This window comes from Cohnella sp. 56 (genome assembly GCF_037963805.1).
GTDB lineage: Bacteria > Bacillota > Bacilli > Paenibacillales > Paenibacillaceae > Cohnella.
On sequence record NZ_JAZDQE010000027.1, the window covers coordinates 50,310 to 66,844 of the forward strand.

The window sequence follows — 16,535 nt, forward strand, 5'->3', positions numbered from 1 at the left end:
GATACGGCCATGAGGCAGACGAAGCGGCTGGCGAAGCCGATCGTTCTGCTGGCTCTGACCTGGGCGCTGGCTGCGGAGACCGGTTGTACGGTAAAATCGGCGCATCCGGCGGAGCCCTCCGGCCCGGATTCGCTCCCGACCGGGGCGATGACGGGGGCGCCGGGGGGAGCGGGCGATACCGTGGCGATTGTGGGGGAGACGCGCATTACCCGGCGGCAGCTGGTGGATGCGCTGCTGGACTCGTACGGAGAGCAGACGATCCGGACGATGATGCTGCGCGTGGCCGTTCAGAAGGAAGCCGAGGCCGTAGGCCTGTCGGTGTCCGATGAGGCGTTACAGCGCGAGCTGCGCAAGGCGAGCGCAGGGTACGATAGCCTGGACGCCTTCTATGCGGCGCGGCAGGATCAGCTTGGCATGACGCGCGAGGATGTGCGCAAGGATCTGACGTACAAGCTGCTGCTCGAGGCGCTGGCGATCCGGGGCGCGAAGGTGACGGAGGCGGACGTCGACCGCTATATAAGCGAGCATGCGGAGGAATTCGCATCGCGCACGGAGCTGAGGCTGTCCCATATCGTCGTTGCCCGGGCGCGGGACGCGGAGCGGCTGCTGGATCGGCTCGGGCAAGGCGAAGACTTCGCGCAGCTCGCGGCCGCGAGCTCGACGGATGCGGATACGGCGCAGGACGGCGGCAATCTGGGATGGGTCGCGTTGGACGATCCATTCGTGGATGCGGGGCTGCTGACTGCGGCCGCGAAGCTCGAGGTCGGCGAAGCGGCAGGACCGATCCGCACGGCGGCCGGCTACGAGCTCGTCCTCGTCTCGGGACGCCGCGATGCGGACGAACAGGACGCAGCCGCGCTGCGCGAAGAAGCAAGGCGTCAGTATGCGCTGTCCGTATCCTTGCCGTTGCCGCAGGTCGAACAGTCGCTGCTGGACAAATACGGGGCCAGCGTACTAGACGGGGCGCTGCAGTTTTAGTCATGCGGCATCATCCTTCTATTGACAATCCTATGCAACGTTGATAATATGAGAAAAGATAAAAGCCGACTGAAATTGTCGGAATAGGATAAATGGACGAGAGCCGTCCGTACTATGATGAGGAGGGAATCATTCGCCATGGCAAGAATCGTGCAGAATATCACGGACCTGATCGGAGATACGCCGCTCGTCCGCCTGAACCGCATCGTACCCGAAGGCAGCGCAGAAGTGTACGTGAAGGTGGAATATCAGAATCCCGGCGCGAGCGTCAAGGACCGGATCGCCATCAGCATCGTCGAAGAAGCCGAGAAGGAAGGCAAGCTGAAGCCGGGCGGCACGATCGTCGAAGCGACCAGCGGCAACACCGGCATCGGCCTTGCTCTCGTCGCAGCTGCGAAGGGCTATCGTGCGGTTATCGTTATGCCTGAGACGATGAGCCTTGAGCGCCGCAACCTGCTGCGCGCCTACGGCGCCGAGCTGGTGCTGACGCCCGGCTCCGAAGGCATGAACGGCGCCGTGAAGAAGGCCGAGGAGCTGCTCAAGGACAACCCGGACTACTTCCTGGCCGATCAGTTCAAGAACCAGGCGAACCTCAAGATCCACCTCGAGACGACCGGTCCCGAGATCGTCGAGGCGATCAACTCGCTCGACGGCAAGCTGGACGCGTTCGTGGCGGGCATCGGTACGGGCGGCACGATCTCCGGCGCAGGCAAGGTGCTCAAGGACAACTTCCCGGGCATCAAGGTCGTTGCTGTCGAGCCTGCGGCATCCCCGCTGCTCTCGAGCGGCAAGGCCGGCCCGCACAAGATCCAGGGCATCGGTGCGAACTTCGTGCCCGAGATTCTGAACCGCGACATCTACGACCAGATCATCGCGGTCGAGAACGAAGACGCCTTCGAATGGGCGCGCACGGCAGCCAAGAAGGAAGGCATCCTGTGCGGCATCTCCTCCGGCGCGGCCATCTACGCAGCGCTGCAGGTGGCCAAGGAGCTCGGCGCAGGCAAGCGCGTCGTCGCGGTCGTCCCGTCCAACGGCGAACGCTACCTGAGCACGCCGCTGTTCAACTTCGAGAACTAATATCGGCATCATAGATGATCCGGCCGCCCCTTGAGGGTGGCCGGATTGTTTGCGTTGGCGCGACGGGTGAGGCAGGCGGCACAGAACGCCGGACAGCTCCGGAGGCGCGGCTGGCGGCGGCATGGCGTGGATAGCGATGTGTCGCATTCTTATTTGGTTGGCAGAGAGCGATATGGTCGGGATAACGATGTGTCACAGCCTTATTTGGCGGGCAGAGGGCGATATGGCCGGGATAGCGATGTGTCGCATTCTTATTTGGTGGGCAGAGGGCGATATGGTCGGGATAACGATGTGTCACATCCTTATTTGGCGGGCAGAGAGCTACTTGGTCGGGATAACGATGTGGTACATCCTTATTTGGTCGGCAGAGGGCGATATGGCCGGGATAACGATGTGGTACATCCTTATTTGGTCGGCAGAGGGCGATATGGTCGGGATAACGATGTGGCACAGCCTTATTTGGCGGGCAGAGGGCGATATGGCCGGGATAACGATGTGGTACATCCTTATTTGGCGGGCAGAGAGCGATATGGTCGGGATAACGATGTGGCACATCCTTATTTGGCGGGCAGAGGGTGATATGGTCGGGATAACGATGTGACACATCCTTATTTGGCAGGCAGAGAGCTACTTGGTCGGGATAACGATGTGCCGCATTCTTATTTGTCCAGCAGACAGCAGTCGAGCTGCGGTATGCAAAAAAGAGGGCTTGCGCCCTCTTTTCGACTATAGCGCGCCCGCTTGTCGGCAGATCGCTACCGCCTCGTCGTAATCGTCGACGTCGACGATGGCCGTCAGCAGAATGTCGCGCCCCGTCACCCGATTGTTCGGGCCGCCGGAGCTCATCCCGCTCGCGCTGACGCTGGACGCGGCCAGCGCAGCGGCGTCGGGACTGTCGAAGTCGCCGCCGAGCGTCAGGAAGCCGAGGCTGCGAAACGTGCCGGCAATCGTGTCGCCCAACTGGTCGAGATGCTCCATACCGGTGCCGGGATAGCCGTCGAATCTGTCGATCTCATACTCGGAGAGACGCAGCCGCTTCAATCCCTCCAGCGCCTCATCGGCCTGGTCCGGCGTGTTGAAGTAGGCCAGCACCGCCCGTTCCGCCATTGCGTCGTCCTCCTTTTTGACCGGCATCAGGCGCCGGTCCGGTCAACGTAGTATGGATGACGAGCTGGCGCGCTATGCGCAGCGCTTGCTGCCATCACGAGTCCGGCGCAATCCCCGGATGACACGCGCGATGTCTGCAAACTCATATTTTCTTTTTCAAATACCGCCGATATGTGTGCATCACCCACAGATGAATCTTGGCCTGCGTGTACTTGTAAATAAACCACGGCAACGAGGGCAGATAGTCGTGAATGGCGACGATGCAGTCGTCAGACTCGGGTACTTGCAGAAACTCCAGCCGCCCGCGATGCGTCTGCTTCGGACTTGAGAACGAACCGCCCGTAATGTAATAAAGCGCCCGGGTCGGGGAGCTTCGTTCCTCCGAGTAGGTTAACTCCAGCAGGGGCGTCTTGCGCGGGGAGATGTAGATTCGGTAGATGTTCGACTTGTCGTGCGACACGTTGATCAGCGGCCCGGCGACCCTGTTCAGCCAGCCCAGATAAGTCGTTGCCGCCGAGCCTGCGTCCATGCCTGCGGGCAGCCTCATGCGCTGCACCGAACGGACGTCCGACCTGGCCGCGCGCGATGCGTCCCCCGACCTGCGCTTCTGCTTGTCACCGGTACGTCCGCCGCTCCTTGCCCGCTCATGCGCAATCGCCTCTTCGGCTGCCTGACGGAACGGGATAACGCCTTCCCCGATGCCATGTACGCGCCGGTCCTGCCGGGCAACCATCGGATGCACGAGACTCTCGATCAACGGATAGGCCATCTCCTTGGGCGTGCCGGTGATCAGCGCGAGCCACAGACGGGACAGATAGACGGAGAAGGCGGGAAAGGGAATAAAAAACCGTTTTTTGCCGAGCGTGTCCGCTGTCTGGCGCAGCATCTCCTTGTAGGACATCACGTCGGGTCCGCCGATATCGATCGCGCGGCGATATACGTCGGTGCGCCCGATGGCTGCCGTCAGAGCGTCCAGCACTTCGGACAAGGCGATCGCATGGGTCGGCGTACGGGTCCACTTGGGCAGAATCATGAGGGGCAGACGACGTACGAGCTTCAGCAGAATGGGAAAAGAGGAGCCCTCGGGCCCGACGACGAGACCTGCGCGCAAAGTCGTCACGGGAACGCCGTAGGAGGCGAGCACCTTTTCTACCTCCAACCGGCTTCGCAGATGGCGGGAGAGCCGGTCGGGCGGCACATCCGGCGGGATAATGCCGCTGAGATATACAATCTGGCGCACGCCGTTCTTGCTGGCGGCTCTGGCGAAGTGGTCGGCGAGCACCACGTCCATGTCCTCGAAGCGAGCTTGGGTGAGCTTGGCCGAGGGGAGCATGGAGTGGACCAGATACACCGCATAGTCGGCACCGGCCAGCGCCCGCTCCGCATCGATCAGCGAGAAAAGATCGCACGAGCGCCAAGTGACATGCGGCTCGTCCTGCCGGCTGTCACCGCCGCGCGACAGCGCGATCACATCCGCGAACGCCGTCAACCGCTTCAGCAGATTGCTGCCGATATAGCCGCTGGCTCCTGTCAAGGCGACGACAGGCCTTTTGGCTGCGCTATCGTTCTGTATAGTCATCGCTTGATTGCTCCTTAGGACCGTCTCTGACGTCACGTACCCGCTAACACGGGACAAGTAACAACCCCGCCGGCCGGCGGGGTTGAAGGGAGAGCGAGCAGCGCAGGGCGATTGCAGGGCGGACATGGCCCAGGCTCACAGCCATTCCCTGAGCTTCACCTCAAGCTTATGCTCTTTGTGGTCCTTGATGGAGATGTAATGAAGATCGAGCACGCCGTCGTGCTCGTCGTCTACGACGAGCGCGTCGCCGCGATAGGGAGTATCGTTCATGAGCGCGTATTCCTGATCCGACGGATCGAGCAGTTCGTACAGCTCTTTTTTGCTGCCTGTCTCCGGATTCACCAGCATCAGCAGACCGGTCTGGTTCGGACGGATGAGCAGGTAGTTCTCGCCGATCCCCTCCACGCCATAGACCTCGTCCAACCCGCCCAGCTTTTTCAGATCGTACGACTTGTCAATGCTGCCGTCCGCGTTCAGAATTCGCACAGTCTTGCCGTCCGAGAGTACGGCCTGATTGCCGAGCCGCGTCACATTCGGCGTCACACGCTGGAAGAAACGCACCGCTGCCTGATCGATTAGCTTCTTGTTCTTGACATAGCCTGCCGTATATTCCGTGTGCACATGCGGCTCGCCGAAGTCATCCGTCATTGTCACGACGAATTCGCCGGACTTCAGCATGTTTACGTGCAAGCTGGTAAAGTCGTGGTGTGTATAATCGAGCTTCCCCGTCAGCACGGCGGGCGTGCTGGCCGGATCGGAGGTATACAGATTGCCGGATTTCTTGTCCAGCCAGAAGACGGTCGTCACGCTCGTAAACGAATAGCCCAATTCGTAAGGGTTGCCATCGTCTACGGTGACGGTGCGCGTCTCGCTCTGCCACTTGACGTCGGCGCCGAGCGACTGGGCGACGAAGCGGATCGGCACATAAACCGCATCGTTCTTAAGCTTCGCGGGCGCATTCAGCGTAAAGGACTGATCGTTGTGCTGCGCCGTCCTGGCACCTAGCGTCAGCTTGACCGTGTGATTCGGCGCGTAAATCGAGACGAGCTTCTTGGTCCCGTCCCAGTCTACATAGGACTTGAGCAGCTGCGATACCATACGGAGCGGGACGTAGACGCTGCCGCTGCTGTCCAGGAAGGGCGCCTGGGAGCCGGCCGAGACCGCGTTGCCGTTCACGACAAGCTTCAGCGGCTTGGCGGTCGCGGTTGCGGCTGCGGCGACAGTGCCGCCGGATGAAGCTGCGGTCGCCGTACCGGCCAGCAGCAGGGCCAGGCCGAACAGGCGGATTTTATGCTTGTTCCATTTATACTGGTGCATTCGGACACCTCATTATATTGATAGTCGTGGTAGCCTTCGTCTCTATTCAACTTACGGACGACACGGCGTACAGCACAGTTCCCCATGGCAGCGATAGACGAATCCGCCGCCGCCCGGTGTCGGCCCGCCCGTTCACCCCGCTGGCAGCACGATCGCCGCATTGTTGCGGTCCGTCTCCCAGGCCACCTTCGCGCCCAGCGACTCCGAGAGGAATCGCAGCGGGACGTACGTCTTGCCGCCAACGTAGGTCGGCGCCGTGCCGAGCGCGACCTTGCGCCCGTCCACGACTGCAGTCCTGCTGTACACCGTCAGCTTGATTGCACGGCTGCCCTTCGCGGCGGACACGACGCTGTCCTTGTAAGCGACCGTCGTGCCGAACGCCTCGAACAGCTCCCGCATGGGCACGAGCACGGTACCATCGCGCAGGACGGGGGCGGCGGACAAAACCATCGGCTTGCCGTTCCAGGTGACGGAGATGGCGGCGTTCACGGGCTGGGGATGGACATTGGCAGTTAGCGCCGTGCTCTCGTGCTGCCAGTCGGGTTCCGCTGGTCCCCAGCGCATGACTCGTCCGTCTTCAGTCAAGGCCAGGCCGCTGTTGATGGAGCGCGCGACGACCTTCCGAATGTCGCCGAGGCCGGGCAATCTAACGGCAGCAGGCTTATTGCCGAATCCCGTCAACGCCCATACGGCGTCGCTGTTATCAATTGCCAGAGCGTATGCCGAACCCGTGACGCCGCCGTCCATAGATTTGAACGTAACATTCCACTTGTATGACTCGAGGACGTCGAAGCCACCGATCCCGATTGACCCTTTATCATCGAGAATAAAAACGATACCACGATTCGAAGGCGTAGACGTCCCCGTTACTGCTAGGGCCTCACGCGGCGCTGGGACCTTGTAAGAATAAAATCCGAAATGAACGTTATCTCCCGAATAATGCTGTATGACTGTCCCGCTAGCGTCAATAAAAGCGAGATCAGCCTTAAAGTCGGCATCCTTTATATGCTCTCCGACCAGTGCTGGCATGATTTCAAGTTCATCCAGCGCTTGCTTGACCGCTTCGCTGTCAGTAGAGCTGCAAATATCGCCCCAATAAGCATTTTTTGTCGCCAGTGCGACCTGGCAGGTCCCGCCCCAAGCCCAGAGCTTGCCCGAGCGCTCTAATGCCAAATGCCCGAACTGTCCGGATGTGATCTTTGCAATTCCGCCCAGCCCTTCCACCTGCACGACCGTTCCGGACTCGCTGTTCCACGACCACACGGTTCCGTCCTTTTTCAACACCAGATCACTTGTTAGCTGCGACGCATCCTTCACGACGGGTCCGCGCCTGGCCTCCCCGTTGCCCGACCAGTACCAGATCGTCCCGTCCGATGCGAGCGCTGCGCTGAGTTGAGATCCGTAGGCGATATCGGTGATGCCCGACAGCGGCTTGCCGCCGTCCGTACCCGTGTCCGCCGCTCGCGCCGAGGGCAATATCGTGGTCGCCGCCAGTATATAGAGCAGGAGCCCTGCCAACCCTTTTCCGATCGTACGACGCGGTCCGAACCTCATCCTGTACACGTCCCTCGAATTTGATTAAGAAAATCACCCTTATATACCCACTTTAGTGACGCTCTGGCAGACCAAAAGTTGCAAACGACTTGCCGCGATTCGCGCCAGCCTTCGTACTCGCTCTATCCTCCTCCCGCGTTTGTTGTATACTTTAGTGAAAAGAGGGAGCGGCCTGCGGCATGGAATCGCGCGAACGGCTCCCAAGGGGGACGCGACGAAGTTGGAAGTGTGCATACCGCTTGAGAAATGGCGGGAGTGGCTGCTTGAGCGGACAGACGCCGAGAAGCGCTACAACCGCCTCCCATATATAGAGAAGCATACGCTGACGCCAGGGGAGGACCGTATAGCGCTATGGCGCGGCGCTTGGGAGCGTGCGGACGAGTGTGCGTTCGTGCTGGAGAGCGGCAAGGGCGGGCGCTACACGTTTCTCGGCATCCGGCCGAGCGCGGTGCTGTCGGGTCGGGGAGACGAGGCGGCGTTCAGACGGCTCGGGGGAAATGGAAGTGCCGGCGCAGCAGAAGCGGGAGCGGAGAAAGCGGACGGCGCGTCGGAGGCGGACAGCGAAGGAAGCGGCGCGGCCGGCGGCGGAGACCGCTTGCCGCAGACGCGGCGACTGCGCGGCGACCCGATGGCCGTCGTGCGCGAGCTGATGCGCGCGTACCGCGCGCCCGCGGACACGGGCTTGCCCATGTTCACGGGCGGGGCGGTCGGCTACTTCGCGTACGACGTCGCGCGTTCGCTCGAGCGGCTGCCCGAGACGGCGGCGGACGAGCTGGGGCTGCCGGATTATGTATTTCTGCTGATCGACGAGGTGTGGATCGTCGATCATGAGGCGGGCGAGCTGTACGTCGCCGTGCAGGCCGATCCGGGCCAGGCGGCGGGTTCGGACGCCGGACTCGCGCGCATCTACGAGGCGGCGGCCGTCCGGGCGAAGCGCATGAAGGCCGACTGGGACCGCATCGTCGCGGCCGCCGGGGAGCCGGCGGCGGCCGCTGCACTCGCCGCCGCCCGCGGACTGCTCGCGGAGGAAGGGCTGGCGCTCGACGTCGAGGCGTTCGCGCAGGGGCTGCGTACTTCCTTTTCCAAGGCAGCGTTCGAGCTGGCGGTCCGCCGCATCCAGCATTATATCGGCCAAGGCGACGTGTTCCAGGTCAACCTGTCGCTCCGGCAGACGATGCCGGTGCAGGCGACGCCCGAGGCGCTGTACGAATGGCTGCGGCTCATCAATCCTTCGCCGTACATGGGCCTGCTGCGCCTGCCGGGCTTCAGCCTCGTGTCGGCATCGCCGGAGCTGCTCGTCAAGCGGCAGGGCGATCTCGTGAGCATGCGGCCCATCGCGGGCACGCGCAGGCGCGGACGTACGCCCGAGGAGGACGCGGCGATGGCGGACGAGCTGCTGACGAGCGTCAAGGAGCGGGCCGAGCACATCATGCTCGTGGACCTCGCGCGCAACGACCTGGGCCGCATCTCGGCCTACGGCTCGGTCCATGTGCCGGAGCTGCTCACGATCGAGCGCTACTCGCATGTGATGCACCTCGTCTCGCAGGTCGAGGGCCGCGTGGCGCCGGGCAAGGACAGCCTCGACGTGCTGGCGGCTTCGTTTCCCGGCGGCACGATCACGGGCGCGCCCAAGATCCGCACGATGGAGATCATCGAGGAGCTAGAGCCCGTGCGCAGAGGCGCGTATACCGGGTCGATCGGATGGATTGACTACGCGGGGAATATGGAATTTAATATAGTTATCCGTACGATGGTGGCGAAGGACGGCCTGTGTCATATCCAGGCGGGCGCCGGCATCGTCATCGATTCAGATCCCGAGCGGGAGTTCTACGAGTGCCTGAACAAGGCCAAGGCGCTCTGGAAGGCGGTACAGTACGGAGAGCGGCTCAGCCCGGACGGGACGAAGGCCGACACGGAGGGGGACTGGGCATGATTCTGGTCATCGACAATTACGATTCGTTTACTTATAACCTGGTGCAATATTTGGGCGAGTTGGGCCAGGACATCGTCGTGAAGCGCAACGACGAGATCGACCTGGAGGGCATCGCAGCCATGAAGCCCGACCACATCCTCATCTCGCCGGGGCCGTGCACGCCGAACGAGGCGGGCATCAGCCTGTCTCTGATCGACCGCTTCAAGGGCGAGATCCCGATCTTCGGCGTGTGCCTCGGGCATCAGTCGATCGGACAGGCTTTCGGCGGCGACGTCGTGCGCGCGCCCCAGCTCATGCACGGCAAGACGAGCGAGATGACGCACGACGGGCGCACGATCTTCGAGGGCGTGCCGACGCCGTTCACGGCGACCCGCTATCACTCGCTCATCGTGAAGCGGGATACGCTGCCCGACTGCCTGGAGATCAGCGCGGAGACGGACGGCGAGATCATGGGGCTGCGCCACAAGGAATATGTCGTCGAGGGCGTACAGTTCCATCCCGAGTCGATCATGACCGATCACGGTCGCACGCTGCTGCAGAACTTCCTGAACTACAAGTCGGGCCTGCGCCAATGAAGCTGCTGCTGGACGGACAACTTATAGACAGCCGCGAAGCCGTGATCTCGGTCTACGATCACGGCTTCCTGTATGGGATGGGCCTGTTCGAGACGCTGCGCACGTACGACGGCAGGCCGTGGCTGCTGCGCGAGCACGCGGAGCGCTTGGCCGAGGGCTGCGCCGCGCTCGGCATCGCGTACCGGCCGGACCCGGAAGCGATGGCGGTCGGCATCGCGCGCCTGCTCGCGGCCAACGGGCTCGCGGACGCCTATGTCCGCTGGTCGGTATCCGCCGGCGACGGCGAGGTCGGGCTGCCTGCGGGCGCATACGAGCGGCCGCGCGAGATCGTCTACGTCAAGTCGCTCGCGACGGACGATCCCGCTGCGCGGCCCGGCAAGACGCTGCGCCTGCTGCGCCTGCGGCGGACGCGGCCCGAGCTTGGCGAGCTGCGGCTCAAGTCTTTTCACTACATGAACAACATCGCGGCCAAGCGGGAGCTGCAGGCCGGCGGTGCGGCCGCCGGCACCGAGGGGCTGTTCCTGAACGAGCGCGATGAGATCGTCGAAGGCCTGGTGAGCAATGTGTTCTGGGTGCGGGACGGAGAGCTGCACACGCCGTCGCCGGGTACTGGTCCGCTCGCGGGCGTGACCCGCGGTTGCGTGCTGGAGCTGGCGCGGCGACTGGGTATCGTGTGCCATGAGGGCAGGTACCGCTGGAACGATCTGACGCAAGCGGATGAGGCGTTCGTCACGAATTCCATCCAGGAGCTCGTGCCGATCGATCGGCTCGAAGCGCCGGACGGGACGTTGGCGAGATTCGCAGCCGCTTCGTTCTCTGACCGTTCGACAACCGGCGGAGACGCGTCGCCTGCATCGACAGCGGGTCCTTTGACCCGGAGATTGATGGAGGCCTACCGCGCCGCCGCGGAGAAAGGCGATGAAGCATGAATCCTGTCATTTACAGTAGACGCTACCGGTTCGCGGACGGGCTGGCGCTGTCGCTCGGCGAGCGGACGCTCATCATGGGCATTCTGAACGTAACGCCGGATTCGTTCTCGGACGGAGGGCAGTACGATTCGATCGAGGCGGCCGTGCGCCGGGCGGCTCAGATGGCCGAGGAGGGCGCCGACCTGATTGACATCGGCGGGGAATCGACGCGGCCGGGGCACGAGCCCGTGACGGCCGAGGAGGAGCAGCGGCGAATATTGCCGGTCATTGAGGCCGTACGGCGGGAGGTCCGGCTCCCGATCAGCGTCGACACGTATCGTGCCGAGACGGCGGAGCGGGCGCTCGCGGCCGGCGCTCACCTTTTGAACGACATCTGGGGTCTCAAGCACGATCCCCGCATGGCCGGCGTCGCGGCCGAATATGGCGTCCCCGTCATTCTGATGCACAACCGGCAGCGGCGGGATTATCAAGACTTCGTACCCGACGTGCTGCGCGATCTGCAGGAGAGCGTCGCGCTCGCGCAGACGGCGGGTATCGCGGACGACCGCATCTGGCTGGACCCCGGCATCGGCTTCGCCAAGGATTACGAGGACAATCTGGAGCTGATGGGCCGTCTGGACGAGCTGAACAAGCTGGGTTATCCGGTGCTGCTCGCGACGTCGCGGAAGACATTCATCCGCCGCACGCTGGACCTGCCCGCAGACGATGTCGTCGAAGGGACCGGCGCCACGACGGCGCTGGGCATCGCGCAGGGCTGCCAGATCGTGCGCGTGCACGACGTGCGCGCCGCGAAGCGGGCCGCGACGATGACGGACGCGATCGTGTATCGCCAAGCGAAGTTAGGGAGTGATCGATAGATGGATACGATGAAGCTGAAGCGAATGGTGTTCTACGGGTATCACGGCGTCTATCCGGAGGAGAACAAGCTCGGTCAGAAGTACTATGTCGACCTGGATATGAAGCTGGATCTGGGCCGTGCCGCGGAGAGCGACGATGTGGCCGACACGGTGAACTACGCGGAGGTTCACGCCCTGGTCAAGGCAATCGTGGAAGGTCCGCCGGTGAAGCTCATCGAGAAGCTGGCGGCCGGCATTGCAACGGCGGTACTCGGTACGTATACTATAATCCATGAAGTCACAGTAGGAGTGACCAAGCCGAACCCGCCCTTCGACATTACGTTCGACGGCGTCACGGTGGAGCTGACGCGCGCCAGGTGACTTGAAGCGGGCTTGACCCGCCGGCATAGAAGGGCTGAGGCATGATGAAGCTGGCTTACGTGGCGCTGGGCGCCAATCTGGGCGATCGGGAGCGGTCGCTGGCGGAGGCGCTCCGGCGCTTGGACAGGACGCCCGGCATTCGGGTGGCGCGCGTATCGGGCGTGTACGAGACGGATCCTGTCGGCTATACGGACCAGCCGAACTTTTTGAATATGGCGGCGGCCGTCCAGACGAGCCTGCCGCCGCTGGAACTGCTCCGGGTGCTGCTGGCGCTGGAACTGGCGATGGGACGGGTCCGCGAAGTGCGCTGGGGACCGCGGATCATCGACCTGGACCTGCTGCTGTACGAGGACGCTGCGTGCGAGACGGACGAGCTGACGCTCCCGCACCCCCGCATGGGGGAGCGGGCGTTCGTGCTGGCGCCGCTGCGCGACGTGTGGGCGCCTGGCGAGGCTTTCCCTTGGGAAGCGCAGCTTCGGCCGGACGCGCTAGAGAGGGCAGGCATACGCCGTCTGGCTCCCGGTGCGGAGCTGCGCGGCCTTAGGGAGGAATGATCACATGCTGAAGATCGGCAATGTGGAGATGAGTAACAATGTGGTGCTGGCCCCGATGGCAGGCGTCTGCAATCCCGCGTTCCGGTTGATCGCCAAGGAATTCGGCTGCGGGCTCGTATGCGCGGAGATGGTCAGCGACAAGGCGATTCTGCACGGCAACCAGCGCACGCTGGAGATGCTGTTCGTCGACGAGCGGGAGAAGCCGCTCAGCCTGCAAATATTCGGCGGGGACAGGGAATCGCTGGTCGAGGCGGTCAAGTTCGTCGACAAGAACACGAACGCCGATATCATCGACATCAACATGGGCTGCCCTGTGCCCAAGGTGACCAAGTGCGACGCGGGCGCCAGGTGGCTGCTCGATCCGGCCAAGATTTACGAGATGGTCTCGTACGCGGTCGACGCGGCCGAGAAGCCGGTGACGGTCAAGATGCGCATCGGGTGGGACGACGAGCATATTTATGCGGTGGAAAACGCGCGGGCCGTCGAGCGCGCCGGCGGCGCGGCCGTCAGCGTGCACGGGCGCACCAGGGAACAATTGTATACGGGTCATGCGAACTGGGATATTATAAAAGACGTTAAGCAGGCCGTCTCCATCCCGGTGATCGGCAACGGCGACGTGTTCTCGCCCGAGGACGCGGAGCGCATGCTCGCGCATACCGGCGTGGACGGCGTCATGATCGGCCGCGGCGCGCTCGGCAATCCGTGGATGCTGTACCGGACCGTCCATTATCTGACGACGGGAGAGAAGCTCCCCGAGCCGGAGCCGAAGGAAAAAATGCGCATCGCCATGCTGCACATGGACCGGCTCATCAACCTCAAGGGCGAAGGCCAGGCCGTGCGCGAGATGCGCAAGCATCTGGCATGGTATCTCAAGGGGCTGCCGGACGCCGCCCGCATCAAAAACGAGATCATGGAGATGACGCGCCGGGCCGATGTCGCCCGCAGGCTCGACGAATATGTGGAGTCGCTGGCCGACCTCGGAGAAGAGGCATATGCCGAGGCAGAATCGCCTGTCGTCCACTGAGTTTGAATAGCCTAATCCCTGCAATTGACATTTAATAGGGGTTGAAATATAATTCTAAGCAATATTTGCAAGGCGAGCGAGATTGCCGCGGCTGGCCGGGACATTCCCTGTCATGTCGGCGGCAATTCGCCATATAACTGTATTCAAGGTGTGCCGTCAGCCGCATCCGTGCGGCGCAGCCTCCTCACGCAAGCCTTCATGCCCGGCATGGATATCATATCTTCGACAGGAGATCGGTGAGATGAGCGAAAAGGAAGTGCTTCTGACCCCTGACGGGCTCAAGAGGCTCGAAGAGGAACTGGAGAACCTGAAGTCCGTCAAGCGCCGCGAAGTAGCCGAGCGGATCAAGGTTGCAATCGGTTACGGCGACATCAGCGAAAACTCGGAATACGAAGATGCCAAAAATGAACAAGCGTTCATTGAGGGCCGCATTATCACTTTGGAGAAGATGCTCCGCAACGCGCGCATTATCAACAACGACGAGATCGACCTTAACACGGTCAGTATCGGCTCCACCGTCGTTGTCGAGGATCTTGAGTTTAACGAGACGCTTGAATATACGATCGTCGGCACGGCCGAATCGGACCCGCTGAAGAACAAGATCTCCAACGAGAGCCCTGTCGGACGCGCGATCATCGGCAAGGCCAAGGGCACGACCGTCGAAGTCAGCGTTCCCGCGGGCATTATTCAATACAAGATCGTCGATATTAAAAGGTAATTCGTCCGGCAATTCCGCACACAGCAACCGGCCGGGCCATCTGCAAGCGCGAAAAGCTTCCAAACCGGAAGCTTTTTTGAACGAAATAGGGTTGCCTGCGGTCTGCCGGACCGAAGTCAGGAGAGGGTGTACATCATGAGTCAAGATTTGGAACAGCAAGCACACGCAGAGCCTACGGCCGCCGAACTGAGCGAGATGCTGCAAATACGCCGCGGCAAGCTGGACGAGCTCCGCAAGCTCGGCATCGATCCGTTCGGCACGAAGTTCGAACGCACGGCCGCCGCGGGCGATATCATCGCGCGCCTCGATGCCAAGTCGACGGAGGAGCTCGACGAGCTGGCCGAGGAGGTCACCGTAGCGGGCCGGATCATGCAGAAGCGCTCGATGGGCAAGGCTTCGTTCGCCCATATTCAAGACGTGAGCGGCAAGATCCAGATTTACGTGCGTCAGGATTCCGTATCCGAGGATCAGTACAAGGCGTTCGGCATTCTCGATATCGGCGACGTCATCGGGGTCAAGGGCACCGTATTCAAGACGCGCACCGGGGAGACTTCTATTAAAGTATCGGAGCTGACCGTGCTGACCAAGTCGCTGCTGCCGCTGCCGGACAAGTTCCACGGGCTGAAGGACGTGGAGACGCGCTACCGCCAGCGCTACGTCGACCTGATCGTGAGTCCGGACGTGCAGAAGACGTTCATCACGCGCTCCCGCATCATCCAATCGCTGCGCCGCTACCTGGATGGCCGCGGATATCTGGAGGTAGAGACGCCTACGCTGCACACGATCGCAGGCGGCGCTGCCGCAAGGCCGTTCATTACGCATCACAATGCGCTGGACATGCAGCTGTACATGCGGATCGCCATCGAACTGCATCTGAAGCGGCTGATCGTCGGCGGTCTGGAGAAGGTATACGAAGTCGGCCGGGTCTATCGCAACGAAGGCATGTCGACGCGCCACAATCCGGAGTTCACGATGCTTGAGCTGTATGAGGCGTATGCGGATTACAAGGATATCATGAAGCTGACGGAGGACCTGGTCGTTCACTTGGCAGAGGACGTGCTCGGCACGACGCAGATCGTCTACCAAGGTCAGGAGGTCAACCTGTCCGCGCCATGGCGCCGGGAATCGATGACCTCGCTGATTCAGAAGGCGGTCGGCATCGACTTTACGGCCGAGATGAGCGACGAGGAAGCACATCGTCTGGCCAAGGAGCACAAGGTGCCGGTCGAGCCGCATATGACTTTCGGTCATATCGTGAATGCTTTCTTCGAGACGTTCGTCGAGCATACGCTTATTCAGCCGACCTTCGTTACGGGGCATCCGGTTGCCATTTCGCCGCTGGCGAAGAAGAATGCCGAAGATCCGCGCTTCACGGATCGCTTCGAGCTGTTCATCGTCGCGCGCGAGCACGCCAACGCCTTCACGGAGCTGAACGATCCGATCGACCAGCGCCAGCGCTTCGAGGCGCAGCTGGTGGAGAAAGAAGCGGGCAACGACGAGGCGCAGGATCTCGACGAGGACTTCATCCGCGCGCTCGAGTACGGGCTGCCGCCTACCGGCGGTCTCGGCATCGGCATCGATCGTCTGATCATGCTGCTGACCGACGCGCCGTCCATCCGCGACGTGCTGCTGTTCCCGCATATGCGGGGCGAATAATAGATAGCGAGGAGAGCCGGCCGCCCGGGAGGGGGCCGGCTTTTGTGCGCCTACAGCCGCGCGCGCGAGCGCACGTACGGGACGTTTGAACGGTATCCCCTTCGGCAAGGGAGGGGGCGGGAGAGTGGCAATGTTGTCAGGTTAAGAACTCTGCCGCTCCCCGGCGCGTGGTCTTCATGAATGTATTGTCCTTGGTCTGTTTGTTGCGTATGAACGAGCGATCCTGGACGACAGGGATGCGGCTACGTTGAAGTTCTTCCCCAAACCGTTCGTGCAACACAGCCTTGAAAGGGGAGATAACTGCCAAACCGCAGTTA

General features: G+C 62.2%; 16 protein-coding genes. 11 read left to right on the forward strand and 5 right to left on the reverse strand.

Annotation, left to right across the window (positions count from 1 at the left end):
* The first annotated feature begins 9 nt into the window (after positions 1-9).
* Both VQ071_RS28240 and cysK read left to right on the forward strand, forming a co-directional pair.
* Complete coding sequence (locus tag VQ071_RS28240) at positions 10-978, forward strand: peptidylprolyl isomerase (RefSeq protein WP_340518128.1); 969 nt, start codon at positions 10-12, stop codon at positions 976-978.
* Positions 979-1,116: 138 nt separating this feature from the next.
* Positions 1,117-2,055 (forward strand): cysteine synthase A, encoded by a 939-nt coding sequence (cysK, locus tag VQ071_RS28245; protein WP_340518129.1) that lies wholly within the window; start codon positions 1,117-1,119, stop codon positions 2,053-2,055.
* A gap of 726 nt (positions 2,056-2,781) precedes the next feature.
* Here cysK and VQ071_RS28250 read toward each other — a convergent pair.
* From VQ071_RS28250 to VQ071_RS28265, 4 genes are all read right to left on the reverse strand, one after another.
* Positions 2,782-3,162 carry a hypothetical protein gene (locus tag VQ071_RS28250; protein ID WP_340518131.1) on the reverse strand — a complete coding sequence of 127 codons (381 nt, stop codon included), beginning with the start codon at positions 3,160-3,162 and terminating at the stop codon, positions 2,782-2,784.
* A 142-nt stretch (positions 3,163-3,304) separates the two neighbouring features.
* Complete coding sequence (locus tag VQ071_RS28255; protein ID WP_340518133.1) at positions 3,305-4,741, reverse strand: NAD-dependent epimerase/dehydratase family protein; 1,437 nt, start codon at positions 4,739-4,741, stop codon at positions 3,305-3,307.
* 135 nt (positions 4,742-4,876) lie between these two features.
* Positions 4,877-6,058 (reverse strand): copper amine oxidase N-terminal domain-containing protein, encoded by a 1,182-nt coding sequence (locus tag VQ071_RS28260; RefSeq protein WP_340518135.1) that lies wholly within the window; start codon positions 6,056-6,058, stop codon positions 4,877-4,879.
* 132 nt (positions 6,059-6,190) lie between these two features.
* Positions 6,191-7,612 (reverse strand): stalk domain-containing protein, encoded by a 1,422-nt coding sequence (locus tag VQ071_RS28265; protein ID WP_340518137.1) that lies wholly within the window; start codon positions 7,610-7,612, stop codon positions 6,191-6,193.
* 226 nt (positions 7,613-7,838) lie between these two features.
* Between VQ071_RS28265 and VQ071_RS28270 the strand changes: the two genes are divergently transcribed.
* The 9 genes from VQ071_RS28270 (at position 7,839) to lysS (ending at position 16,218) form a co-directional block, all read left to right on the forward strand.
* Positions 7,839-9,545, forward strand: coding sequence for an anthranilate synthase component I family protein (locus VQ071_RS28270; RefSeq protein ID WP_340518157.1), 1,707 nt, complete (start codon positions 7,839-7,841; stop codon positions 9,543-9,545).
* A complete protein-coding gene (gene pabA / locus VQ071_RS28275) occupies positions 9,542-10,120 on the forward strand; it encodes an aminodeoxychorismate/anthranilate synthase component II (RefSeq protein ID WP_340518139.1) in 579 nt (192 codons plus the stop codon). The genes VQ071_RS28270 and pabA overlap by 4 nt, the downstream gene beginning before the upstream one ends.
* Complete coding sequence (locus VQ071_RS28280) at positions 10,117-11,049, forward strand: aminotransferase class IV (protein WP_340518141.1); 933 nt, start codon at positions 10,117-10,119, stop codon at positions 11,047-11,049. The genes pabA and VQ071_RS28280 overlap by 4 nt, the downstream gene beginning before the upstream one ends.
* On the forward strand, positions 11,046-11,906 hold the full coding sequence (folP, locus tag VQ071_RS28285; protein WP_340518143.1) for a dihydropteroate synthase: 861 nt from the start codon (positions 11,046-11,048) through the stop codon (positions 11,904-11,906). Before VQ071_RS28280 ends, folP begins: the two co-directional genes overlap by 4 nt.
* Positions 11,907-12,266 (forward strand): dihydroneopterin aldolase, encoded by a 360-nt coding sequence (gene folB / locus VQ071_RS28290; RefSeq protein WP_340518145.1) that lies wholly within the window; start codon positions 11,907-11,909, stop codon positions 12,264-12,266.
* Positions 12,267-12,307: 41 nt separating this feature from the next.
* Entirely contained in the window at positions 12,308-12,820 is a 513-nt protein-coding gene (gene folK, locus VQ071_RS28295; protein ID WP_445293352.1) for a 2-amino-4-hydroxy-6-hydroxymethyldihydropteridine diphosphokinase, read from the forward strand.
* A 4-nt stretch (positions 12,821-12,824) separates the two neighbouring features.
* Positions 12,825-13,844, forward strand: a complete 1,020-nt coding sequence (dusB, locus tag VQ071_RS28300; RefSeq protein ID WP_340518147.1) for a tRNA dihydrouridine synthase DusB — start codon at positions 12,825-12,827, stop codon at positions 13,842-13,844.
* A 241-nt stretch (positions 13,845-14,085) separates the two neighbouring features.
* On the forward strand, positions 14,086-14,562 hold the full coding sequence (greA, locus tag VQ071_RS28305; RefSeq protein ID WP_340518150.1) for a transcription elongation factor GreA: 477 nt from the start codon (positions 14,086-14,088) through the stop codon (positions 14,560-14,562).
* 135 nt (positions 14,563-14,697) lie between these two features.
* A complete protein-coding gene (gene lysS, locus VQ071_RS28310; RefSeq protein ID WP_340518152.1) occupies positions 14,698-16,218 on the forward strand; it encodes a lysine--tRNA ligase in 1,521 nt (506 codons plus the stop codon).
* Positions 16,219-16,354: 136 nt separating this feature from the next.
* On the opposite strand, the gene VQ071_RS28315 is transcribed toward lysS, so the two are convergent.
* On the reverse strand, positions 16,355-16,535 hold a 181-nt coding region (locus tag VQ071_RS28315; protein ID WP_340518154.1), incomplete at its 5' end, for a hypothetical protein.